Source organism: Streptomyces sp. NPDC023838 (assembly GCF_040639555.1).
In the GTDB taxonomy this organism is placed as follows: domain Bacteria; phylum Actinomycetota; class Actinomycetes; order Streptomycetales; family Streptomycetaceae; genus Streptomyces.
The window spans coordinates 1-22,805 of record NZ_JBFAAD010000063.1 but is presented as its reverse complement, the minus strand read 5'-3'; the positions used below and the strand labels follow the sequence as shown (position 1 = coordinate 22,805).

Here is a 22,805-nt window from a genome sequence, read left to right as displayed (position 1 = left end):
TACCGGCACGGCTTGTACGAACGCTCCAGGAAACCGGGGCTGTACGACCAGCCGTCACCGATCCACGAGGACTGCGAATTGCGCGCGGAGGTCTCACCATCGATGGACTGGGAGTTGTACGACAGCGCCACCGACGGGCTGCCACCGCCCAAAGCAGGCGGGGTGGCGACCGGGTAGCTGTAGGTGAACGCCCCGGATGCAGACTGCGCCCAGGACCCCGACGCGGACAGCGAGGTCGCCGTGTAGTCGCCCTGCGAACCCCCGGTGCCAGCCACTGTCGCGACCGCCACCGACATCGGCGCCACCGCGGGGCCGACGATCCCGGACGCCTTCGGCCTGATGGTGCTCACCCGGTTGCCGGCCGGCAGAGTCACCGCTGCGGTGAGCTTCTGCGCCGTGGTGTCGTTGGTGGCGGCCAGCGGTGTCTGGACCTGGCAGGCCGACACCCGGGGGGTGGTCAGGGCACAGCCCGGCATCGTGACCAGATGCAGCCGTGAGCCCCAACCACCGCCATACGCCTGGGCGATCGCACTGTAGTCGAGCGCGACCTGGACCTGACCCGGGTCGTTCCTTCCGTCCGAGCGCGCCAGGCCGACCAGCAGACCGTCGACGTTCGCGGCCTGCGCGGCGCGCCTGTCGGCCGTTTTCACAGTGACCGAGGACGGCGGCGCCGTGGACTCCGCCGGTGCCTTGTTCTTCAACCCCTTGAGTGCCCCGTGGGCGGCGATCGCCCCCACCCACACCGGGGAAGCCCCCGCCCGCCTGGGCGACACCGACGCACTGACACCGGACCCGCGTGACCGGCTCACGTCCCCATTCGACGTCGGCTCCGCCGTTCCGCCCGCCGGGGCCAGGTCCACCGAATCGGTGCTGGCAGCAGGCCACTTCGGGGCCTGCGGGGTATGGGCACGCAGGGCATGGGCGCCGTTGGGGACACCCGCGCGAGGAGCTCCCTTGGCGGCGGTGACGGGATACCCGTCCACCACAGGCTGGGCAGGCAGCTTGCCGACCGCCCACACCTCACCGCCGTAGTGATAGCCCCCCACTCCTTCGGCAGCTGCCAGCGGAACGACGAGCGACAGCGCGGCCAGCACGGCTGTCGCCGTGGTGGCGCGACGTGCCGCGCGACGCGTCCGTAACCCTGAAAAAGGGCGTGCTGAAGAACGCACTCTCAAAGTCCCCACCCCAAGTGCGTGACCGTAAAGGCCCCCGTTATAGGCAGAGCTGTAGTCCAGCCCCGCGAGAATCACCGAACCGTATTGCTACACACGTACGATTCGCAATAGCCTGCCTCGGCAGCGCGACCGGGGCAACTCCCGGCACTTTCCTTTCCCTTTACTCCGTCACCACGTGAAACGCACGGAGAATCGGAGGCTTCACGCCACAGGGAAGCAAATCAGCCATAACGCGGCTCACGGATCGCGTTCGGCGAACAGGTCGTCCGAACAGGGACTTCTTCGCAAAAATCCATGGGGGGTAACACGACATGCGCAGGCATCATCGTCCGACACCGACGCTCCGGAGACTTGGGCAACATTTGACGCTCTTGTCGGCGTCACTCGGCCTGGCCATCTCGCTTTCCGGCCAGGCAATGGCCGACATCACGCCATCGGAAGATCCGACTCAGCCCACCTCGGGCAACCCAATCCTTGAAGCACTGAAGAAGGCGACGGCCGACGGGAAGCCTGTTCCCATTGAGAACCAGACAACCCAATTGAGCCAGGCTCTGGCCAATCCCGACGGGACAGTGACGGCAACGACGAATCTGAAGCCGGTTCGGGTGGAGAAGGACGGAGCCTGGAAGGCTCTCGATGCCACCCTCAGGAGAAATAGCGACGGGACATACAGTCCTGCGGCCACGCCCGGCGGCGTCGCCCTCTCCGGGGGTGGCACGGGTCCGCTGGCCACGTTGTCCGATGGCAGCGGTCACCGCCTCGCCATCTCCTTCCCCCACCAACTACCCTCTCCGACGGTCAACGGCAACACCGCGCTGTACGCAGGGGTGCTCCCCGGTGTAGACCTGCAGGCCTCTGTCGGCGACCAGGGTGAGTTCAGCGAAGTCCTGATCGTCCACGACGCGACCGCTGCGACAAATCCCGAGCTCAAGAAGTTGCGCCTGGCCACCAGTACCGACGGATTGGCGCTCAGTACAGATGCGGCAGGCCGCTTCGCCGCCAAGGCATCCGACGGAAGCCTCGTCTACACCAGTGCCGCGCCACTGATGTGGGACTCCTCCACCAGCCGGCAGCCGTCGTCGCCGAAGTCCCTGACCCGCACAGCGGTTGCCCGCCGCAGTGGTGCGGCCGCCGACGATCCCACCGGGACATCCTCGGCCACCGGCCCCGGCACCGGCGCCAAAGTCCAGCAGGTCGGCATGACCGCTGAGGCCGGTGCCCTCACCCTCACTCCCGACGCGAACCTGCTCACCGGATCCGCGACCACCTACCCGGTCTACATCGACCCCACGTTCAGCAGCCCGCTCACCGGGCAGACCGGCCACTTCACCGTGGCCCAGGAGGGCTGCCCCAGCCCCGGCAACCCCAACCCTGCCTACGACAAGGAACAGGACAACGGCCAGGGGGTCGGCTACCAGCACTACTCCTCCCGCTGCTACGGCATGCAGGAGGCGTACTACGAGATCAACACCCGCAACCTCTACAAGAGCATGGTGATCTCCAAGTCCACCCTGACGCTGGCGGAAACCTACGGCGCGGACGCGGGCTGCGACAACACCTGGCCGGTCACTCTCAAGGAGACCGAGTCCATCAGCGACAGCACCTCGTGGGACAACAAGCCCAAGGTGGTAACCACGATCAAAACGCAGGACGTCAAGAGCGCCTGGCCCGACTGCGGAACGCGGTATCTCAGTTTCGACGTCACCAGCCGCATCAAGACCGTTGCCGCCGCGGAGAAGCCGACCTGGACGTTCGGGCTGTACGGCGACAGCGACAAGTCGTCGACCAACTACGGCTACATGCGGTTCAGCGCCAACCCCTACATCACCACGGTCTTCGACCTCCACCCGGCTGTCGACTACCCCAGCACCACGCCGGACTCGATGAACCCGGACGGAGCCGCGTGCAATAACGGAACGCCCGGCTGGATCGGTACGACCACGCTCACCGGCGGCAACAGCAACATCACGCTCAATGCCAAGGTCGCCACGTACATGAGCGGCGTCAATCTCAAAGCCGTCTTCAATGTCTGGGACAACCGCAAGGACAACGGCAAGGGCGTCGGCAGTACGGTGTCCACGCCCAGCAGCCCTTATGTGGCCTCCGGCACGACCGTGCACACGAACATCGGCACCGAGGTGACGGACGGGCACGCCTACGGGTGGGAGGTCCATGCCACCGACGGCACCCTCGACAGCCCGCTGCTGACGTCGTGCCACTTCAACGTCGACCTCACCCCGCCCACCCCCGCGGCCTTCGGTGACTCGGCCGCCTACCCGCCGCTCGGCAGCGACCGCACCCCCACCGCGCACGCCGGCGACACCGGCATCACCATCCCGGTCACCAGCACCGACCCCACCCCCACCGGTTGCGAACTCGGACCGTGCGTCAAGAGCGGTATCCGGCGCTTCGAGTACTCCCTCGACACCCCCATCCCGCAAACCGGGGCGAAGACCGTGTCCGCCACCCCGGACAGCAGCGGCACCGCAAAGGTGAACATCCCGGTCAACCTCACCGCGCAGCAGTGGGGCACCCACACCCTGTACGTACAGGCCGTGGACGGCGCCGGGAACGCCCGCCCTGCCGGCTACCGCTTCTACGCCCCTTGGAACCCCGCGACCAAGGTCACCGCGGGTGACGCGACCGGAGACGGCATCCCCGACCTGATCACGCCCGACAAGAGCGGCAGCCTGCTCCTCGTCCCGGGCAACACCGACCCGGCGGCGACACCCGTGACGGCGTCCACCGCATCCCGGAGCCCCGACGGCACCAGTTGGAACAACTACCTCGTCACCCACCGCGGCAGCCTCAGCCAGTCCGGAGTGGACGACCTCTTCGCGTACAACAAGAGCACCCACAACCTGTACGCCTACACAAACGACGCCTCCAGCAACGGCGCACCGGGCCACTTCACCAACTCCAGCGGTGTCATCCCCATCACCGACAAGCCCGACTGCAACACGGCGTCCACTTGTACGGAATACGCCCCCAGCTGGTCCTCCGTCACCCAGCTCCTCGCCCCGGGCAGCTTCGACAACACCGGCGGCCTCGCCGATCTGATCACCGTCGAGAACAACAAGCTCTGGTACTACCCCGGCACCACCACCGGCGGGCTGCACCTCGGCAAGGGCATGCTCCTGGGCACCGGCGACTGGTCACACACCACCCTCATCGCCCCCGGGGCCGTCGGCGGCACCCCGACCCTGTGGGCCCGTGACGACGCTTCCGGCGTCCTCTACTCGTACCCCCTGCGGTTCGACGGCAACGGCATCCCCGCCACCCTGGCAGCACCGGCCGGCCACGCCCTCGTCTCCGGAGTGACCACCTCCGGCGGGGGGACCCTGTGCATGGATGTCGACCACGGCTCCTCCACCAACGGCACCAAGATCCAGGTCTGGGGCTGCAGCGGCAGCGCTCCCCAGCAATGGGCCCTGGGCATCGACAACACCGTGCGCAATTACGGCAAGTGCCTGGACGCCAGGGGGGGCGGCGCCGCCAACTGGACTCCCATCCAGCTCTACACCTGCAACGGATCAGGTGCCCAGCAATGGAAGCCCGGCCCGGGCGGTTCCCTCGTCAACCCGGCCTCCGGACGCTGCCTGGCCGACCCGTCGTCCAGCACGACGCCCGGCACCCAGCTCATCCTCGCGGACTGCGAGGCCCTCGCCGACCAGGTCTGGTCCGGCAACGCCGCCAATCCCCTGCCCGCCCAGGCGACGCTCCTGGCGCCGTACCTCGACAAGTCCACCTACCCCCTGGTCAGCTCCCCGGGAGACGTCAACAGCCAGAGTGGGACCCCCGACACCAACCCCGACCTGTACGCCACCACCAACCGTGACGAAATCACCGAATACACCGGCAAGCCCGCGTCCGACGGCATCGCGCAGTTCAACACGGCGGTCACCCTCGGATACCTGCACAAGCGCAGCGGCGCCGACGCCGAGGGCGACCTCAACGGCGACGGCATCCCCGACCTGACCGCCATCGACAAGGACGGGCAGCTGCGCGTCTACCCCGGCACAGGCGACGGAGGCCAGGCCAGCGGTCCCCATCTGGGCGGCGGATGGGCGGGAGGCGACATCAGCCACCGCGGCGACTGGACGGGCGACGGCTATGAAGACCTCGTCGCGCACCTGCCCGGCGACGCATCCCACCTGTGGCTCTACCGCGGCACCGGATTCGACGGATTCACCGCCCGCTACGCGCTGAACCGGCCTGCCGGATCCCCTTCGGCCGACTGGTCCAAGACCGCCCAGGTCATCACCGCCGGTGACCTGACCATGGACGCCCAGCCGGACCTCCTCGCCGTTGAGGACGGCGCCCTTTACCTCTTCCCGGGCACCTCCGACGGCCAACTCGGCGCACCCGTGAGGATCGGCACCGCGGGCTGGAACGACATGGAACTCCTCGCGCCCGGCGACGTGAACAGCGACGGCCTGGGCGACCTCTGGGCCCGCCGCAAGTCCACCGGCGACATCTATCAGTACCTCAACGACCCTCTCAGTCCCGGCACACCCCTCGGCACCGGCAACAACGCCCAGGACATCGGCTCCGGAGTAACCACCTCCGGATACCCGTCCATCACAGCCACCGGAGACGGCAACCAGGACGGCCACCCCGACCTCTGGACCACCGTCACCTCCGACGACCACCTCCACTTCTTCGCCGGAACCGGCAGCAACAGCACCGGATTCGCCCCCAGCACCGACGTCAGCGGAGCAGGCTGGACCACCACCATCAAACAGATCGCCTAGCCTCGCCGCGGGCCCGACCGCCACGCACCAGCCGACCACACCGGCCCGCTCCTTCGGAGGGAGCGGGCCGGTGTGGTCGAGGGGGCGCAGGTGTTGAGCCGGGTTCGTCGGCAGAGATCTCATCCGCCAGGAACTCAACCACCTGCGGCGTCGACTACTGGGAACGGGCGCGGCAGTGGCCGCTCTCGTACCGAGTGGATCCTGGAGAGTTTCGATGCGTTCTCGCGTGTGGTGGCCTACGACGGCCGTGGTGCTCGGCCTCCTCGCGGCGGGCTGCGGCGACGGGGACGGGGGCAAGGCCAGCGACAAGGACGCCGCCGCCGGGGCCTCCGTCTCCGGCTCCGGGTACCCCGTCGGCGTCACCGACTGCATGGGCGCCAAGACCACCTTCGCCGCCGCCCCGAAGAAGATCGTCACCAGCAACGCGGCGGGACTTGAGCTGCTGCTCCGGCTCGGTGCCGGGGACAAGGTCGTCGGCACCGGCTTCCCGCCCGGCAAGGGCACCCTGCCCGCCCCGCTGGACGCGCAGGCGCAGCAGGTGAAGGTGCTGGGCAAGACCGTCATACCCAAGGAGAAGCTCCTCGGGTCCGGTGCCGATCTGTACATCGACACCTTCGCCTCCATGGGTGGTATGGGTGGCGGTGGTATGGGCGACGCGCCCACCGACGCCGAGTTCAAGGCCGCCGGGATCAAGCACATCTATCTCAAGTCCACCGCCTGCGCCTCCGGGCGCAAGAGCCCGGTGACCGATCTGTCCGCCGTCGAGGACGACATCACCTCCCTCGGCGCCGTCACCGGCACGTCCGCCAAGGCGAAGGAGCTCGTCTCGGGGATGAAGAAGACCGTCGACGGCGTCCGGGCCGCCGTCGGCGCCACCGCCCCCGCCTCCCGGCCCACGTACTTCTTCTTCGACTACGACGCCGGCACCAAGCAGCCCTCCGTCGTCTGCAACCGCCAGGTCGCCCACGCGGTGATCACCCTCGCGGGCGCCCGCAACGCCTTCGCCGACTGCGACGGCGACTTCAAGCAGGTCGGCTGGGAGGACGTCATCGCCAAGAACCCGGACTGGATCCAGCTCGGCGTACGCGACCGGGGCAGCGAGGCGGCCAACACGGCGGCGTTCGACGAGGCGCAAAAGTGGCTGGAGGACAACCCGGCCACCAAGGGCCTGAAGGCCGTCAAGGAAGGCCACTTCGTACGGATCGGCTCCGAGCGGACCACCATCGCGGGCGTCGCCAACGCCGACACCGTCCGGGAGATCGCCAAGACGCTCCACCCCGGCAAGGTCGGCTGAGCCCCGTGGCGTCCGTACTGTCGTCGCCCCGCGAGAACACCTCCGCGGACTCCCGCACCCACGCCCTCTCCGCCCCCGCCCTCGCCACCCTCCTCGCCCTCGCCCTCCTGGCCGCCCTCACCGCCGCCGTGTCCTTCGGCTCGACCTCCATCCCGCCCGGCGAGGTGTGGGGCGTGGTGTGGCGCAGGCTGTCGGGGGACGCGCCCCGGCCGGGCACCGACGACCTGATCGTGTGGCAGCTGCGGGTGCCGCGCGCGCTGCTGGCCGCGTTCGTCGGCGCCGGGCTCGGTGTGGTCGGTACGGCGGTCCAGGCGCTGGTACGCAATCCGCTCGCCGACCCGTATCTGCTCGGCATCTCCAACGGCGCCTCGCTCGGGGCCGTCGCCGCCATCGTGCTGGGCGCCGGGGCGGGCGGCGCGCTCGGGCTCGGGCTGTCCGGCGCCGCCTTCGCGGGGGCGCTGGCCACCTTCGCGCTGGTGTGGACCGTGGCCCGGCGCGGCGGCGGGTTCGCGCCGCTCAGGCTCGTCCTGGCCGGGGTCGCCATCGGGCAGTTCCTGTCCGGCTTCACCAGCTACCTCGTGCTCCAGGCCGGGGACGAGCAGCAGACGCACAGCGTGCTGTTCTGGCTGATGGGCAGCCTGAGCGGGGCGAGCTGGCCGCTGCTGGCCGTGCCCGCGATCGCCGTGCCCGCCGCGCTGCTCGTGCTCCAGGCCCGCGCCCGGGGCCTGAACGCGCTGCTGATGGGCGACGAGACGGCGGCCGGGCTCGGCATCGACGTCGTACGGCTGCGCAGGGAGCTGTTCCTGGTCACCAGCGTGCTCACCGGGGTCCTGGTGGCCGTCTCGGGGGCCATCGCGTTCGTCGGGCTGATGGTCCCGCACGTGTGCCGGCTGCTCGTCGGCGGCGACCACCGCAGGCTGCTGCCGCTGTCGGCGCTGCTCGGCGCGCTGCTCCTGGTGGTCGTGGACACCGTGTGCCGTACGGCCATGGACGCGCAGGAGCTCCCCGTCGGCGTCGTCACGTCACTGATCGGCGCTCCGGCGCTGCTGTATCTGCTGGACCGGCGGCTGGGGAGCGGGAGTTGAGCACGACTACGGGCACGGGTGCGGGCACGGATACGGATACCGGCAGGGAGCCGCAGTTGAGGATCGATGTCGAGGATCTGCACGTCGCCTACGGGGGCCGTACCGTCGTCTCCGGCGCGCATCTCCTCGCCGCCGAGGGCGAGATCACCGGCCTGGTCGGGCCGAACGGCAGCGGCAAGTCGACACTGCTGCGGACCGTCTACCGGCATCTGAAGCCGGCGGCCGGGCGGGTGCTGCTGTCCGGGACCGATCTGCGCGAGCTGAGCCCCGTCCAGGCGGCGCGGCACATCGCCGCGCTGCCGCAGGAGCGCGGCGGGGACTTCGAGCTGAGCGTGCGCGAGGTCGTCGCGATGGGCCGCACCCCGTACAAGCGGGCGTTCGCCGCCGAGGACGCCACCGACGCGGACCTCGTGGCGCGCGCCCTGGCCGACGTCGGCATGGACGGCCACGCGGGCCGCCGCTTCACCGAGCTGTCCGGCGGCGAGCGCCAGCGCGTCCTGCTGGCGCGGGCCTTCGCCCAGCAGCCGGACGTCCTGGTGCTGGACGAGCCGACCAACCACCTCGACGTACGCCATCAGGTCGAGCTCCTCGCGCTGCTGCGGGCCCAGGGACGTACCACCCTCGTCTCGCTCCACGACCTCAACGCCGCCGCCTCCGTGTGCGACCGGCTGCACGTCCTGCACGCGGGGCGCGTCGTCGCCTCCGGGGCGCCGCGCGAGGTGCTCACGCCCGCGCTGATGGCCGAGGTGTTCGGGGTGCGCGCGGCCGTGGTGGACCATCCGCTGACCGGCGATCCGCTGATCGCCTTCGACCACCGGGCCCCGGCGGACACGGTCGCGGACGTGGACGCGGACGCGAACGCGGACGCGGTCACGCAGGTGACGGTATGAGCAGCGCACCCGACGCCCGGGACCGCTGGTCCCTCGTCGCCGTCGCCGGCCTGCTCTCCTTCGTCGCGATGCTCGACATGAACATCGTGAACGTGGCCCTTGCCGACATCGCCGGCAGCCTCGCCGTATCGGACGCCACCGCCCAGTGGGCCGTCCTCGGCTATCAACTCCCGGTCGTTGCCCTGCTGTTGCCCGTCGGGCGGTGGCTGGACCGGGTCGGCGCGCGGCCCGCGCTGCTGGCGGCGACCAGCGGGTTCGCGGTGTGCGGCGCGCTCGCCGCGCTCGCGCCGTGGGCGGCCTGGCTGATCGCCGCCCGGGTCGGGCAGGGGGCGTGCGGGGCGGTGCTGTTCGTCCTGATGCCCGTGCTCGCGATGCGGTCGGTACGGCCCGAGCTGCGCGGCCGGGCGATGAGCGTGCCCGCGACACTGGGCCCGCTCGGCGCCGTGACCGGGCCCGCGCTCGGCGGGCTGCTCCTGGACCAGCTGGGCTGGCGGGCGGTGTTCCTCGTCAAGCTCCCCGTCTGCGTACTGGCGCTGGCCGTCGCGTACCGGGCGATGCCGAAGGACGGGCGGCTGCACCGGCCCGACCGGCGCTCGGCGGCCGACGCGCTGCTGGTCGGTACGGGGGTCACCGTCCTGCTGCTGACGCTGACGCTGGCCGCCTCGCGGGGCTCGTGGTGGCTGCTGGCGGCGCCCGCCGCCGTACCGCCCCTGTGGTGGTGGCTGCGCGGGCCCGGCGGGCGCCCGGTGACGGGCGCGCTGCGGGCCTCGGGGCTGTACCGGGCGCACGGCGCGGTCCTGGCCCTCGCGGCCGGATTCGCCGCCATGCACTACGTGGTCGCCCTGCACCTCCAGCGCGACGACGGCTTCAGCGCCACCTCCACCGGGCTGACCGTGGTCGCCTTCCCGCTCGGCATGGGCCTTGCCGGACCGCTCGGCGGACGCCTCGCCGACAAGTACGGCGCCCGGCCCGTCGCGACCGCGGGCGCCGTACTGACCGCCGCCGGTCTGCTCCTGCTCGTCCCGCTCGGCGACGCCTGGTCCGCGCCGGACGTGGCCTGGCGCCTCGCGCTCGCGGGCCTGGGCATGGGCCTGAACGGCGGCCCCACCCAGGCGCTGGTGATGGGCGCGGCCTCGCCCGAGCGGGCCGCCACAGTCGGCTCGGCCGTGCAGCTGGCCCGCAGCCTCGGCTTCACGCTCGGCCCGGCGCTGGCCACGGCGGCGTGGGGCGTGGGCGGGGTTGGCGACAGCGACGGTGTACGGGCCGGGCTCGCGCTCGCCGCCGTCGCCGCGTGTCTCGCCGTGCCGCTGCTGGCCGTGCCCGTCCGGCTCCCCCTGAAGGCGAAGAGCACCGATCCGGTGCCCGCCACCCACCCCTGACCGCCCCCCTGACCGCCCACCCCTCACTCTGGAGTTGCCCCCATGTGCGGAATCACCGGCTGGGTCTCCTTCCGCGACGCCCCCGACACCCACAGCCGAACCGACCTCGCCCGCCGTACCCCCGTCATCGAGGCCATGACCGCCGCCCTCACCCCGCGCGGCCCCGACGCGGGCGGCGTCTGGCTCGACGGGCACGCCGCGATCGGCCACCGGCGCCTGGCCGTCATCGACCCGGTGGGCGGCGTCCAGCCGATGCCCGACCGGCCCGACGCCCCCACCGCCGTCCTCTCCTACAGCGGCGAGGTCTACAACCACCACCAACTGCGTACGCAACTACGGCAGTTGGGGCACACCTTCCACACCCGCAGCGACACCGAGGTGGTGCTGCGCGCCTACGCCCAGTGGGGCACCTCCCTCGCCGACCACCTCGACGGCATGTTCGCCTTCGCCGTGTGGGACGCGCGCGAGCAGCGGCTGCTCCTCGTCCGCGACCGGCTCGGCGTCAAACCCCTGTTCTGGGCGGCCGTCGACGGCGGCCTGGCCTTCGCCTCCGAGCCCAAGGCGCTCTTCTGCCATCCGGAGATACGCCCCCGGGTGGACGCCGACGGCCTGCGCGAGGCGTACAGCCTGCTCTTCAACACCGGCCCCACGGTGTGGTCGGGGGTACGGGAGGTCGAGCCGGGCGCCCTGCTCGTCCTCGACCGGGACGGCATCCGCGAGCGCCGCTACTGGCAGCTGGAGGCAGGGGTGCACGGCGACGACCGGGACACGGCCGTCGACCGCGTCCACCACCTGGTGAGCCGGGCCGCGCGCACCCAGCTGGAAGCCGACGTCCCGCTGTGCAGCCTGCTGTCGGGCGGCATCGACTCCACCGTCCTGACCGCGCTGCTCGCCGACGAACTGCGGCTGCGCGAGGGCCCGGACGCCCGTATCCGCTCGTACGCCGTCGACTACAGCGACCAGGCCGAGCGCTTCACCGGCGATGTGCTGCGCACCGGCCACGACACCCCGTACGCCGTCGAGGCGGGCGCCCACATCGGCACCGACCACAGCACGGTCGTCCTCGACCCGGGCGCCCTGCTCGACCCCGAGCACCGCAGGGCGGTCGTGGTGGCCCGCGACTCGCCGATCGGCGTCGGTGACATGGACACCTCGCTGTATCTGCTCTTCGGGGAGATACGCCGCCACTCCACGGTCGCGCTGTCCGGGGAGGCGGCCGACGAGGTGTTCGGCGGCTACCCCTGGTTCCACAACCCCAAGGCGCTCGCCGCCGACACCTTCCCCTGGCTCCTGGTCACCGGCGACGAGGCGGCGATGCCGCTCAACCCCGAACTCGGCCTGGACATCGGGGAGTTCCGCGACGACACATACCGCGCCGCGCTGGCCGCCGTACCGCACGCGGAGGGCGAGAGCCCCGCCGAGCACCGCCAGCGCGAGATGCAGCACCTGTCGCTGACCCGCTGGCTGCGCCAGCTCCTGCACCGCAAGGACCGGCTCAGCATGGCGCAGGGCCTGGAGGTGCGGGTGCCGTACTGCGACCACCGGCTCGTCGAGTACGCCTTCGCCACCCCGTGGGCGCTGAAGAGCTTCGACGGCCGCGAGAAGAGCCTGCTGCGCGCGGCGGGGGCTGGCCTCGCGCCCGAGTCGGTGCTGTGGCGGCCCAAGAACCACTATCCGGCCACCCACCACCCCGACTACAACCGTGGCCTGCAGAACATGGCCCGTGACGCGCTGGGCGCGTGCGGCGGCCGGGTCCGCGACCTCGCCGACGAGAACCTGATCAAACCCTGCCTCGACACCCCGGCCGACCAGCTCCCGTGGGGCCACCGGCTCCGCCTCGAACGTGTCGTCGACCTCGCCCTGTGGCTGGAGCACCACCAGCCCGAACTCGCCCTCTGAGGAGCGCTTTTCATGACCGTCCAGGAACCGCTGCCGACCGCCGGTGCCGAGGCGCCCGTCCCGCTCATGGGCTGCCCGTACAAGCGCGATCCGTACCCGCTGTACGAGCGGATGCGCGAGGAGGGACCGGTCCACCGCGTGCTGTTCCCCAGCGGGGTGACCGCCTGGCTCGTCACCGGGTACGAGGCCGCCCACGCGGCGCTGAACGACGAGCGGCTGGGCAAGAGCCACGACCGGGGCAACGACCGCTGGCGGGAGCGCGCCTCGATCATGCCCGAGCCGCAGCACTCCCAGCTCCAGGTCCATCTGCTGCACCAGGACCCGCCGAGGCACACCCGGATGCGGCGCTTCGTGACGGAGGCGTTCACGCCGCGCCGCGTCGACGCGCTGCGGCCGCGCTTCCAGGAGCTGGCCGACGCGCTCGTGGACGCCCTGCCGGACCCCGGTCCCGCCGATCTCGTATCGGGCTTCGCCGCCCTCTTCCCCTTCCAGGTGCTGGCGGAGACCATCGGCCTTCCCGCGCCGCTGGCGGCCCGCTTCGACCGCGACTGGGGCAAGGTGGTCCAGCCGGTCGGCCCCACCGACCCGGGGCGCCCGGTGTACGAGGCGCGGCTGCACGGGCTGCAGAGTTACATAGCCGAGGTCGTCGCCCACAAGCGCGCACACCCGGACGACGACCTGCTCAGCCGACTGGTGGTCGCCCGTGACGAGGGCGAACTCACCCAGGAGGAGCTGGACTCCATGATCTTCCAGCTCCTGGTGGCGGGCCAGGAGCCGGTCACCAACCAGATCACCACCGCGCTGATCGCCCTGCTGCGCCACCCCGACCAGCTGGCCCGGCTGCGCGACGACCCAGCCCTGCTGCCCCGCGCGGTCGAGGAACTCCTGCGGTACGACAGCGCCTTCGAGCTCACCACCTGGCGTTTCCTCGCCGAGGACGACGACCTGCACGGCACGGCCGTACCCGCCGGGGACTCGGTCATCGTCTCCCTGTGCGCGGCCAACCGCGACCCGCGCCGCTTCGAGAACCCGGACGAGCTGGTCCTGGACCGCTCCCCCAACCCCCACCTGGCCTTCGGCCACGGCATCCACTTCTGCCCCGGCGCGGCGCTGGCCCGCGCCGAACTCCAGATCGCCCTGAGCACGGTGCTGACCCGGCTGCCCGGGCTGCGGCTGGCCGTCGCGGACGAGGACCTGGAGTGGATCCAGGCGGTGCTGGGCCGGGGGACGGCGCGGTTGCCGGTGGCGTACGAGCGCCGAGCCTGACCTCTGCTCCCCCGGGCCCGGGGGATCCACCTCGCCGGTCATGCGGCGCCCGGCACACGGCCGAGGCGCCATCCCGCCATGCCCCTACGCCTTCTTGGAGAACCCCCATGCCGCTGACGACCGCACCGGACCCCGTCTCCACGAGCCTGAGCGCCTCGATCCTGAATCTGCTGCTGCCCCACCACCGCACGACCGACCACCGTGAATCCGCCGTGAACGCGGGGTCGTTTCCCCACCAACTGCGCCGGATATCGGCCTTCGTACGAGAGGGGGCCCCGGTCGTCTTCACCCTGCCGGGCTTCCCCTGCAAGTCCCCCAACCCGGCCAAGGTCCTCGGCCACCTCCCCGACCAGGGCGAACGCCTCTCCCTGCGCTTCCTCGACTCCCTGTGCAGAGACATCGGCCGGATATACCCACCCGGCGCCCGCATCGTCATCTGCTCCGACGGCCATGTCTTCGGGGACCTCGTCCACGTGCCCGACCACCACATCGACGCGTACGCCGACGCACTGCGCACCCTCATCGCCGCCTTGGGCCTGGACCGGCTCTCCGTCTTCGACCTGCGCGACGTACTCGGCGATTTGTCGCACACCGCCAAACGCACCCACGTCCACGACCGCTACGCCCCGAGCGTGAACGCCCTGCGCGCCGAGGTCCGTACGGACGAGCAGACCCTCGCCCTGTACCGGGGCATCACGCGCTTCCTGGTCGAGGACACGGCGGGCTTCACCGGCACCCGCTCGGCGCTGCAACGGGAGTGCCGCATACGGGCGTACGGCGTCATCCAGCGCAGCCGCGCCTGGGGCGACCTGATCGCCGAGCACCACGCCCACGCGGTACGGCTGTCCATCCACCCCCAGCCGGCCGGCGCCGCCAAGTTCGGCATCCGCCTCCTGGACGCGCCCGACGCGTGGACCACGCCGTGGCACTCGGCGGCGCTGCGGCGGGCGGACGGCAGCTGGACCCTGATGCCGAGCGCGGCGGCCGCCCGGCTCGGGCAGCTCGTCCATCGGGACGGGCGGCCGAGCCACTTCGAGCACCGGCGCTAGTTCGTCGGGAGCTGGGGAGCTTAACCACCGGCCGCAGGGCACCCGACGGCAGGGCATCCGACGGCCAGGGCACCCGACGGCAGGGCCCCGTGACGCGCTCCGGAACGGATCGCCCGCGAACGCCATCTACCCGGGTACGCACCGACAGGGCGGTAGAACTGGGCACAAGGGACACCCAATCACCCGGCCACCCGGCCACCCGGCCATCCGGCCATCCGGCCATCCGACAGAGAGTCTTCACGGTTCATGGGCCTGACAAGTACCACCGTTCTGCTGCTGGCCGTGATCTGCACGGTGCTGCTGTTCGCCGCCACGATCTGGCTGTGGCCGTTCCTGGCGCGCCGGGGTTGGGCGCCGGTCGTGGGCCGGGTGGGTCTGGTCCTGGCGATCCAGGTGCTGCTGTTTTCATCGGTGGGACTGGCGGCGAACAGGACGTTCCTCTTCTACGGCTCGTGGGCGGACCTGTTCGGGCAGCAGTCGGGCGTGGGGGTGCTTGGCACGCAGGCCATCGGCAACCCGGGTGTGAAGCTCGTGGGCAAGGAGGAGGTCCCCGTTCCGGGGTCCGGGACGCCGCACCTCAGCGGTGAGGTGCAGAAGATCTCGGTGCAGGGCGAGCGGTCACGGATCGTCAGCCCGGCGTACGTCTATCTGCCGCCGGAGTACTTCCAGAAGGAGTACGAGGACACGAAGTTCCCGGCCGCCGTCGTCCTCACCGGCTTCCCCGGCACCGCCGAGAACCTGCTGAAGGGGCTGCGGTACCCGAAGACGGCGTGGATGCAGGTCAAGCAGAAGAAGATGCAGCCGACGGTCCTGGTGATGATGCGGCCGACGGTGGCGCCGCCGCGCAACACCCAGTGCATCGACATCCCCGGCGGCCCGCAGACGGAGACGTTCTTCGCCAAGGACCTGCCGAAGGCGATCTCAGGGACGTTCCGGGTCGGCACCCGGGCCCGCAACTGGGGTTTCATCGGCGACTCCACGGGCGGCTACTGCGCCCTGAAGCTCGCTCTCCAGCACCCCGAGGCGTACGCCGCCGGGGTGGGTCTGTCCGCCGACTACAACGCGGAGGTGGACCGCGACTCCGGGGACCTCTTCCACGGCAACAAGTTCGAGCAGAAGCGCGCCAACCTGCTGTGGAGCCTGGACCATCTGCCCCAGGGCAACTCGTCGTTCCTGGTCACGACGTCGAAGCACGGCGAGACCAACTACCGGGCGACGCAGCAGTTCATCGCGAAGGTGCGCAGCCCGGCGCACGTCTCGTCGATCACCCTGGACACGGGCGGCCACAACTTCAACACGTGGCGGCGGGAGATTCCGCCGGCGCTGGGGTGGCTGGGCGGGAGGCTGCGGGCGGGGTGAGGAGCTGCGGGGGGGGGTTGAGGAGCTGCGGACGGGTTGAGGGGCTGCGGGCGGGTTGCACGCGCACGGTACGCCCGGCCTTCCGCAGGAGGGGGACGACGTGGTTGCCGAGGGTGCCGGTGCCGCCGGTGACCAGGATGGGGTTCGCCATGACGCTTCGCTCCAGAACTCGCCTTCGTGCCCCGCCGATCCGGCGAGGAGAGCCGCGCTTCCCGGTGGCTCTGCTTCTGTGAAACGCGGGGACGGAGGAACGTGACACGATCACGAGAAATTCTTCCGGGCCGCGTTCCGGACGAACCTGGCAGAGCTGCTGCGGCCCGAGCCAGGCCATCCGCCAACGGCTCCGCTTCGCCGCCGAGTTATCACGGCGTGATAGGCAGAACGCTCCAGCGGGCGGCTTCGAGGCACGAACACCGCGATGACTACCGGAACTTCAGTCGTCCTTCTCCCCGAGCCGCCCCTCGGCCCGCAGCCGGACGGCAGGCTCCCCCCGACACCCGTCCGGCCGTCGAGCGACTCGCGGATGACGTCCGCGTGCGCGGGGAGGGCCGTCTGCCTCTCCCCCTGCCACAGCCACGTTGCGCACCATCGAGGTCAGGTTCTGTCCCTCTGTCTCCGGCTCTAGCTCTTCGGCTGGGTGAACCGCAGCCGGTTGCCGAACGGGTCGCGCAGGCCGCAGTCGATCCCGTACGGGCGTTCCGTGGGCTCCTCGGTGAACTCGACGCCCCGGGCGAGCAGCGTCTCGTACGTCTTGCGGCAGTCGTCCGTGGTGAGGATGAACCAGCCGCCGGTGGCGCCCTTGGTCACCAGTTCGCGGACCTGCTCGGCGGTCTCCTGCGACATCGACGGGGGCCCGGGCCGCTCCAGCAGGATCTCGCGGTCGGGGTGGCCGGGGACGCGGACCGTCAGCCAGCGCATGAAGCCCAGGTCGACGTCGTCGGCGACCTCCAGGCCGAGCTTGCCGACGTAGAAGTCGAGGGCTTCGTCCTGGTCGAGGACGAAGATCTGTGAGTGTGTGATCGCGTTGAACATGTCCCTCACGCTACCGAGCGGCCCGGCCGAAAACTTCTCCAAAACTGCTCGGTCGCAACGGCTGTGGCCGACGTCAGGCGTTCGGCCGCGTCCACGCCATCGTGAAGCAGGTGGGCACCCGCGAGGCCGCCGCCTCCTTGCGGTACGCCCTCGGTGAGCGGCCGACGATCGCGCTGAACGTACGGCTGAAGGTGCCCGTGCTGGCGAAGCCGACCTCGAAGCAGATGTCCGTCACGCTGCGCTCGCTCTCGCGCAGCAGGGACATCGCCCGCTCGACGCGGCGCCGCTGGAGGTAGCGGTGCGGGGTCTCGCCGAAGGTGGCCCGGAAGGTGCGGGTGAAGTGGGCCGGGGAGACGTGGGCGATCGCCGCCAGGGCCGGGACGTCCAGGGGCTGCGCGTAGTCGCGGTCCATCGCGTCGCGCGCGCGCAGCATGCGGCGGTTGGTGTCCTCGGTGCCCCGGCTCACGGCCTCATCACACCCTTCACCACACCGTTCACCACACCCCTTCGCGACACCTCTTCATCACCGTCCAGCTGGTCCAGGTCTTCGGCGGGCGTGGGAGTCCGGCTACCGGCCATGTCGATGGTCACGCTCATGGGTTCATGGTGCCTGAGATCGCGCAGGTGGGGTCTGCCGGTTGGCGGTTGCCGTCAACCGACCGCCTCCCCCTGGCCGGTCGCCCGGCGTACGAGGGCGGTCGCCGCCTGCTGCGTACCGCCGTGGCCGAAGCGGTCGATGAGGGAGCGGGCGCGGCCCGGGGCGCGGCCGAGGTCGGCGGTCAGCTTGGCGATGCGGGCGGTGAGCGTCTCGCGCAGGGCGGGGGTGGCCGAGGTCCGGCGGACGGCGGCGCCGACGGCGGCCAGGAACTCCGGGGTGGGCGCGGTGTCCGCGACGGCCTGGCCCAGGTCGGCCCAGTCCAGATGGGCGTCGCAGTAGCCGTGGGCGGCGAGCCGACGGGCCTGGGCAGGGTGGCTCTCGTTGACGGACGGCAGCCAGAGGGTGGGGACTCGGTGGCCGCGGCGTCGTAGATGTGGCCGAGGCCCGGGGTCATACAGGCGTACGCGGCGCTGCCCATGAGGCCCGGAGACCGACACCCCGGTCGCTGTCGGCGCGCTCGCCGTCCCGGGCGCCGGAGCTGCCCGAGGCGCACGACAACACGGCGTTCTTCCTGGCCCACATGCTGCGTCCGTCCACCGGCTTCGTCCCGGACGTGGCCGCCCTGGCCCCGCTGGCGGACCGTATCTCGGTGGCCGGGGGCCGCGACTCCCGTACGCGGGCGGTGCACCGGCCGGTCGAGGTGCTGGCCGAGCGGCTGGGGCTGCGGCTCCTTGAGTTCCCGGGGGGGCATGTGGGGTACGCGAAGTGGCCGGAGGAGTTCGCGGGGTTGCTGCGGGTGGCGCCGGCGAGCTTGCCGGGCCGGTGAGCGGGCGGGTGACCCGCCCGCTCACCCGTAGGGACATCAGCGGTCGGCCTCACCCGTACGGGCATCGGCGGCACCGAACCTGCGGCTCAGCCTGTCCCGTAACCAAGCGCCGGCTCTGAGTACCGCGCGCAGGCGCCTTGCCCTGGCGAAGAACCCCACCGGCGCACTACGCCAGCGCCGCATCCACCATCCGCCGCGCCACCCCCGTCAGTTCGGCCAGGTCCGGGGCCGGGCGGGAGTGGGCGAGGGCGCCTGCGAGGCGGTCGTAGAGGAGGCCGTCGGTCCAACCCACCAGCAGCTCCGCGGACTCCTCGGGGCGAGCCGCCCCCAGCCCGGCGAGCAGGGCCGCCGCCCGGGCGCGTGCGCCGAGGCCCGCCCGGTGGAGCTCCGGCCCCAGCTCGGGCCGGCGGGCCGCCTCCAGGCTCAGCTCGAAGCGGGCCAGCTGCCGCGCGCGCCCCGTGGTCAGCCACCGGTACAGCAGGGCGGCGATCGCCGCCGCCACCGCGTCGCGTTCCGGCGCCGGTGGGGGGCCGTCGCCGTCGAAGTCTCCGAGGTCGAGCTCGGCGAGCCGCTGGTAGCAGGCGCCGATCAGCGCCGTCCTCGTACGGAAGTAGTACGAGGTGCTGCCCGCCGGCAGCCCCGCCGCGGCGTCGACCGCCCGGTGGGTCAGACCGCGCAGCCCGGTGGCGGCCACGAGGTCGATCGCGGTGTCCGCGAGAAGAGTTCTGCGATCAGGGGTGGACATGGCATCACTCTACAGCTGTAGAGTGATGCCATCGCCTCTACGGATGTAGAGGCGATGGCATCGAACAGATATCGCACAGATGGGGGGAACGTGCCATGCCGAAGACTGGGCGTCACGCGGTCGTGGTGGGTGCGGGCATCGGCGGGCTGACGGCGGCGGTCGCGCTGCACCGGCGCGGCTGGCAGGTCACCGTGTTTGAGCGGGCGCCCGAGCCGTCCGCCGCCGGCGCCGGCATCGTCCTCGCCCCCAACGCCCTGCGCGCCTTCGACGCCATCGGCTTCGACGCCACCCGGGCGGCGGGTCACGCCGTACCGGCCGCGATGGGCCTGCGGCGCCCCGGCGGCGACTGGCTGAGCCGCGCCGACACGGCGGCGATGGCGGCCCGTTACGGCCGCCCCCCGCTCGCGGTGTACCGCCCGGCCCTCGCGGCCGCCCTGGCCGCCGCGCTCCCGCAGGGCGCGATCCGTTACGGCACCGCCGTCACCGCCATCGACGACGCCGACGGCGTTGACGGAGGTGACGGCGTGGGCGGCGGTGGCGGCGTTGACGGAGGTGACGGCATCGGCGGCGGTGACGGCATCGGCGGCGGCCCGGTCGTCCGCACCCCGTCCGGCGACCTCCCCGCCGACGTCGCGATCGCCGCCGACGGCATCCGCAGCGCGCTGCGCCGCCAGTACTTCCCCGACCACCCCGGCCTGCACTACAGCGGCGAGACCGCCTGGCGCACCGTACTGCCCGCCGACGGCCTCCCGGAGCTGGCCGCCGCCGAGACCTGGGGCCGCGGCGAGCGCTTCGGCGTGGTCCCGCTCGCGGACGGCCGGGTCTACCTCTACGCCACCGCCGTCGTCCCCGAGGGATACGAGCCGACCGACGTCCGCGCCGAACTCCTGCGCCGCTACGGCACCTGGCACGCCCCCGTCCCGGCCCTGCTGGAACGGATCGACCCGGCGGCCGTACTCCAGCACGACCTGTACGACCTGGCCGCCCCGCTCCCCCGCTACCACCGCGGCCGCATCGCCTGGCTCGGCGACGCCGCCCACGCCATGACCCCCAACCTGGGCCAGGGCGGCTGCCAGGCCGTCGAGGACGCGGTCGTCCTCGCCCACCTGCTGGACGGGGCCGACATACCGGCCGCCCTGGCCGCCTACAGCACGGCCCGCCGCACCCGCGCCGACGCCATCCGCCTGCGCTCCCGCCGCGCCGGCCGCATCGCCGCCCTCACCCACCCCGTCGCGACGGCCGCCCGCGACCTAGCCGTCCGCGCCACCCCGGCCCGCGCCGCACGACGCGCCCTGGACGACCTGTTCAACGGGTTCAGCCTGCCGACGAGCACGGGGTGAACTCTTCCTGGGCTCGCCCCGGCAGAGCGGTGGTCCGACCTCCTCGACGATGCGCCGCACGCCGACGGTTCCGGCCGGGTGGGGGGCGGACATCTGGCCGTCGGTGACGGCTTCGTTGGTGGCGGCCCGAAGGTAGCGGCGGCCGATGCCCGTGATGTCGCTGACGCGGGTCCCCCGGGTGTCGTGGAAGACGCACTGTCGTCATGCTCCCGGGATCCCATCAATCCGGAGTGCCTCGCTCCGGTCGGCCATGCCGCTCGAGAGTCACCGCTACGCTGCGGCGCATGGCTGACGCTTTCGTCACCGGTGGCGAGCACCCGTCATGTGGCATCTGCCCCTCGCGCCGCTTCCCGCTCGGGGAGTTCGACGTGTTCGAGCGGCCTTGTGCGGAAGCCCCGTTCAATCCTGTTGACGGCCACCGATACACGGCGGCCGGTGTCCCGGTGTGCGTGCACCCGCACAAGTTGGGGCTGGAGTACCGCTCCTGGCCCATGCAGGCATCGAGGTGCAGGGTGGGGGACGTACCGGAGCAGGTCAGTGAGGCAGTGCCCAACGGATGCGCGCACAGATCCGGAGATCATTCATCAGAACCCGGCTCAGGACGGACGACATCGTGACGTCGGTACCCGGCCTGACCGACCAGCCGCCTGCCCGTACGCGCGCACCGTCCCAGACTCCAACGCGGCCACCACCCGCAGCCGCACCCCAGCCGGCCTCAGCCGACGCACATCCTCGACCGCGGTCACACCCGCGGTCACACCTCACCAGCGACCGGGCAACCCAGCAGTCCCGGCTCGATACTTCAGCAGTCCGTGACGACCAATCTCCTTTTCACACTACACACCAGTATCGTGAAATGACATATGGAGACTGAATGGATGAACCCTGCCGCCACGGCTGTTGTAAATTGGTTTTCTTGGTTTGGCGGCTGCTATAAATGAAATCTCCAGGCGGGAGCAATCCGCCTGCAGCGCATGACGAAAGGAAATGCAATGTCTGCCGTTAACTTTGAGGAGATCAACAACCTCACGGGTGAACTGCTGCCCGAGCGGGCCGTGCTCTCCGCCTTTGGCGGCGGCGGCTACGGCGGCGGCGACGGCGGCGCAACCGTCGTGTCGAGCTGCGCGACCCAGAGCACCTCTCCGGCGCTTGTCGCCGGCCTGCCGGTCGGCTCGCAGCAGATCACCCAGATCTGCACCCCGTCGACGGTGACCCACTGAGGTAACCCCTTGGTGACAGACGTTCACCATCGGTCGGGGAAGGGCTGACGATCTCGTCGGCGCTTCCCCGACTTTCGTATGGGGCTTCCCGACTTTCGTATGGGGCTTGGTGAGGCGCGTTACCGATACGCCGTGAACGGCCTTCGCGGCCCGGCCCGCACAAGGACATGCCGTTCCCCCGGTTCGGCCGGACCTTGTGTGTAACCAGGAGAACCCACGCTCGTTCGTCCGGATGAAGGCTCTGTGCCCTCGCACCGGCCGCATCACTCCTCTCACCTCCTGGAGAGCGCCATCAGCCCGCGAGCGTTGTCAGTTGCGACAGAAGATCCCCCTCCCTCCGCCCTGGCGCTCCCCACTTTGACCGAAGGGTCGGAGCTGGTCGGCGAGTTCGAAGGCTCCGGGTACCGCGTACAGCCCCACCTGGTGCGCCGCTTCGACGGGCAGGTAGTACGCCTGCCCGAACTGCTGTACCTGCTGGCCAAACTCGTCCACATCCAGCAGCAGTCGCCCTCGAGTCCGCGGAACGCTCAGCAGTACCTCTCCCGCCTGGCGCAAGCGCTGAGCCACGAAACCGGCCGCGAATTCGAGCCGGACCATGTTGTCTTCCTCATCGACAACAAACTGGCACCATTGGGGGTCACCACCTACAGCGACGGCTCACCCCCGGAAATCCCGAAGGCCAGCCCCTTCCTGTCGCTCCGGTTCCGGGTAGCCGTTTTCTCCGAGGCATCCTCCTGGACCATCAGCGGCTTCTTCATGTGGCTGTACCAGCCCTTCGTCATGCTTTTGGCCGTCAGCATTTTCGTATTCTTCGAGTCCATGCTGTTCAGCGGCAATTACATGGCCAGCGCCATGCAACAGGCTCTGGTAACCCCCACCAGCATCCTGCTGGTC

17 protein-coding genes and 3 pseudogenes are annotated in these 22,805 nt (G+C 71.0%); 13 read left to right on the top strand and 7 right to left on the bottom strand.

Features of this window, described 5'->3' with window-relative positions; translation table 11 throughout:
• A pseudogene (locus AB0G17_RS36420) lies at positions 1-1,094 on the bottom strand (hypothetical protein); the annotation flags it as partial.
• A gap of 815 nt (positions 1,095-1,909) precedes the next feature.
• On the opposite strand from AB0G17_RS36420, the gene AB0G17_RS36415 reads away from it, so the two are divergent.
• From AB0G17_RS36415 to AB0G17_RS36375, 9 genes are all read left to right on the top strand, one after another.
• Positions 1,910-5,929, top strand: a complete 4,020-nt coding sequence (locus tag AB0G17_RS36415) for a ricin-type beta-trefoil lectin domain protein (RefSeq protein WP_361392274.1) — start codon at positions 1,910-1,912, stop codon at positions 5,927-5,929.
• Positions 5,930-6,143: 214 nt separating this feature from the next.
• Positions 6,144-7,223: an ABC transporter substrate-binding protein gene (locus AB0G17_RS36410; RefSeq protein WP_361392271.1), complete on the top strand. Its 1,080-nt coding sequence runs from the start codon at positions 6,144-6,146 to the stop codon at positions 7,221-7,223.
• 5 nt (positions 7,224-7,228) lie between these two features.
• Positions 7,229-8,308 (top strand): iron ABC transporter permease, encoded by a 1,080-nt coding sequence (locus AB0G17_RS36405; RefSeq protein WP_361392268.1) that lies wholly within the window; start codon positions 7,229-7,231, stop codon positions 8,306-8,308.
• 56 nt (positions 8,309-8,364) lie between these two features.
• Complete coding sequence (locus AB0G17_RS36400) at positions 8,365-9,198, top strand: ABC transporter ATP-binding protein (RefSeq protein ID WP_361392277.1); 834 nt, start codon at positions 8,365-8,367, stop codon at positions 9,196-9,198.
• Positions 9,195-10,577 carry an MFS transporter gene (locus AB0G17_RS36395; protein WP_361392265.1) on the top strand — a complete coding sequence of 461 codons (1,383 nt, stop codon included), beginning with the start codon at positions 9,195-9,197 and terminating at the stop codon, positions 10,575-10,577. Before AB0G17_RS36400 ends, AB0G17_RS36395 begins: the two co-directional genes overlap by 4 nt.
• Positions 10,578-10,619: 42 nt before the next feature.
• On the top strand, positions 10,620-12,476 hold the full coding sequence (gene asnB / locus AB0G17_RS36390) for an asparagine synthase (glutamine-hydrolyzing) (protein WP_361392262.1): 1,857 nt from the start codon (positions 10,620-10,622) through the stop codon (positions 12,474-12,476).
• Positions 12,477-12,488: 12 nt separating this feature from the next.
• Positions 12,489-13,742 carry a cytochrome P450 gene (locus AB0G17_RS36385; protein ID WP_361392259.1) on the top strand — a complete coding sequence of 418 codons (1,254 nt, stop codon included), beginning with the start codon at positions 12,489-12,491 and terminating at the stop codon, positions 13,740-13,742.
• Positions 13,743-13,849: 107 nt separating this feature from the next.
• Complete coding sequence (locus AB0G17_RS36380; RefSeq protein WP_361392256.1) at positions 13,850-14,791, top strand: isocyanide synthase family protein; 942 nt, start codon at positions 13,850-13,852, stop codon at positions 14,789-14,791.
• 246 nt (positions 14,792-15,037) lie between these two features.
• Positions 15,038-16,150, top strand: coding sequence for an alpha/beta hydrolase-fold protein (locus tag AB0G17_RS36375; RefSeq protein ID WP_361392253.1), 1,113 nt, complete (start codon positions 15,038-15,040; stop codon positions 16,148-16,150).
• A 58-nt stretch (positions 16,151-16,208) separates the two neighbouring features.
• Here AB0G17_RS36375 and AB0G17_RS36370 read toward each other — a convergent pair.
• The 5 genes and pseudogenes from AB0G17_RS36370 to AB0G17_RS36350 form a co-directional block, all read right to left on the bottom strand.
• Positions 16,209-16,301: pseudogene (locus AB0G17_RS36370) on the bottom strand (NAD-dependent epimerase/dehydratase family protein); the annotation flags it as partial.
• A 470-nt stretch (positions 16,302-16,771) separates the two neighbouring features.
• Positions 16,772-17,182 carry a VOC family protein gene (locus tag AB0G17_RS36365; protein WP_361392250.1) on the bottom strand — a complete coding sequence of 137 codons (411 nt, stop codon included), beginning with the start codon at positions 17,180-17,182 and terminating at the stop codon, positions 16,772-16,774.
• Positions 17,183-17,255: 73 nt separating this feature from the next.
• Positions 17,256-17,648 (bottom strand): AraC family transcriptional regulator, encoded by a 393-nt coding sequence (locus AB0G17_RS36360; RefSeq protein WP_361392247.1) that lies wholly within the window; start codon positions 17,646-17,648, stop codon positions 17,256-17,258.
• Positions 17,645-17,779 carry a hypothetical protein gene (locus AB0G17_RS36355; protein ID WP_361392244.1) on the bottom strand — a complete coding sequence of 45 codons (135 nt, stop codon included), beginning with the start codon at positions 17,777-17,779 and terminating at the stop codon, positions 17,645-17,647. Before AB0G17_RS36355 ends, AB0G17_RS36360 begins: the two co-directional genes overlap by 4 nt.
• 54 nt (positions 17,780-17,833) lie before the next feature.
• On the bottom strand, positions 17,834-18,277 hold the full coding sequence (locus AB0G17_RS36350; RefSeq protein WP_361392241.1) for a hypothetical protein: 444 nt from the start codon (positions 18,275-18,277) through the stop codon (positions 17,834-17,836).
• A gap of 83 nt (positions 18,278-18,360) precedes the next feature.
• Here AB0G17_RS36350 and AB0G17_RS36345 point away from each other — a divergent pair, with 83 nt between their 5' ends.
• On the top strand, positions 18,361-18,606 hold the full coding sequence (locus tag AB0G17_RS36345) for a hypothetical protein (protein ID WP_361392238.1): 246 nt from the start codon (positions 18,361-18,363) through the stop codon (positions 18,604-18,606).
• A 166-nt stretch (positions 18,607-18,772) separates the two neighbouring features.
• Here the strand turns inward: AB0G17_RS36345 and AB0G17_RS36340 are convergent, their stop codons facing one another.
• Complete coding sequence (locus AB0G17_RS36340; RefSeq protein WP_361392235.1) at positions 18,773-19,351, bottom strand: TetR family transcriptional regulator; 579 nt, start codon at positions 19,349-19,351, stop codon at positions 18,773-18,775.
• 95 nt (positions 19,352-19,446) lie between these two features.
• On the opposite strand from AB0G17_RS36340, the gene AB0G17_RS36335 reads away from it, so the two are divergent.
• From AB0G17_RS36335 to AB0G17_RS36325, 3 genes and pseudogenes are all read left to right on the top strand, one after another.
• The gene (locus tag AB0G17_RS36335; protein ID WP_361392232.1) at positions 19,447-20,691 is read left to right on the top strand and encodes an FAD-dependent oxidoreductase; all 1,245 of its coding nucleotides are present in this window, start codon (positions 19,447-19,449) and stop codon (positions 20,689-20,691) included.
• A gap of 992 nt (positions 20,692-21,683) precedes the next feature.
• The gene (locus AB0G17_RS36330) at positions 21,684-21,911 is read left to right on the top strand and encodes a hypothetical protein (protein WP_361392229.1); all 228 of its coding nucleotides are present in this window, start codon (positions 21,684-21,686) and stop codon (positions 21,909-21,911) included.
• A gap of 357 nt (positions 21,912-22,268) precedes the next feature.
• A pseudogene (locus tag AB0G17_RS36325) lies at positions 22,269-22,805 on the top strand (hypothetical protein); the annotation flags it as partial.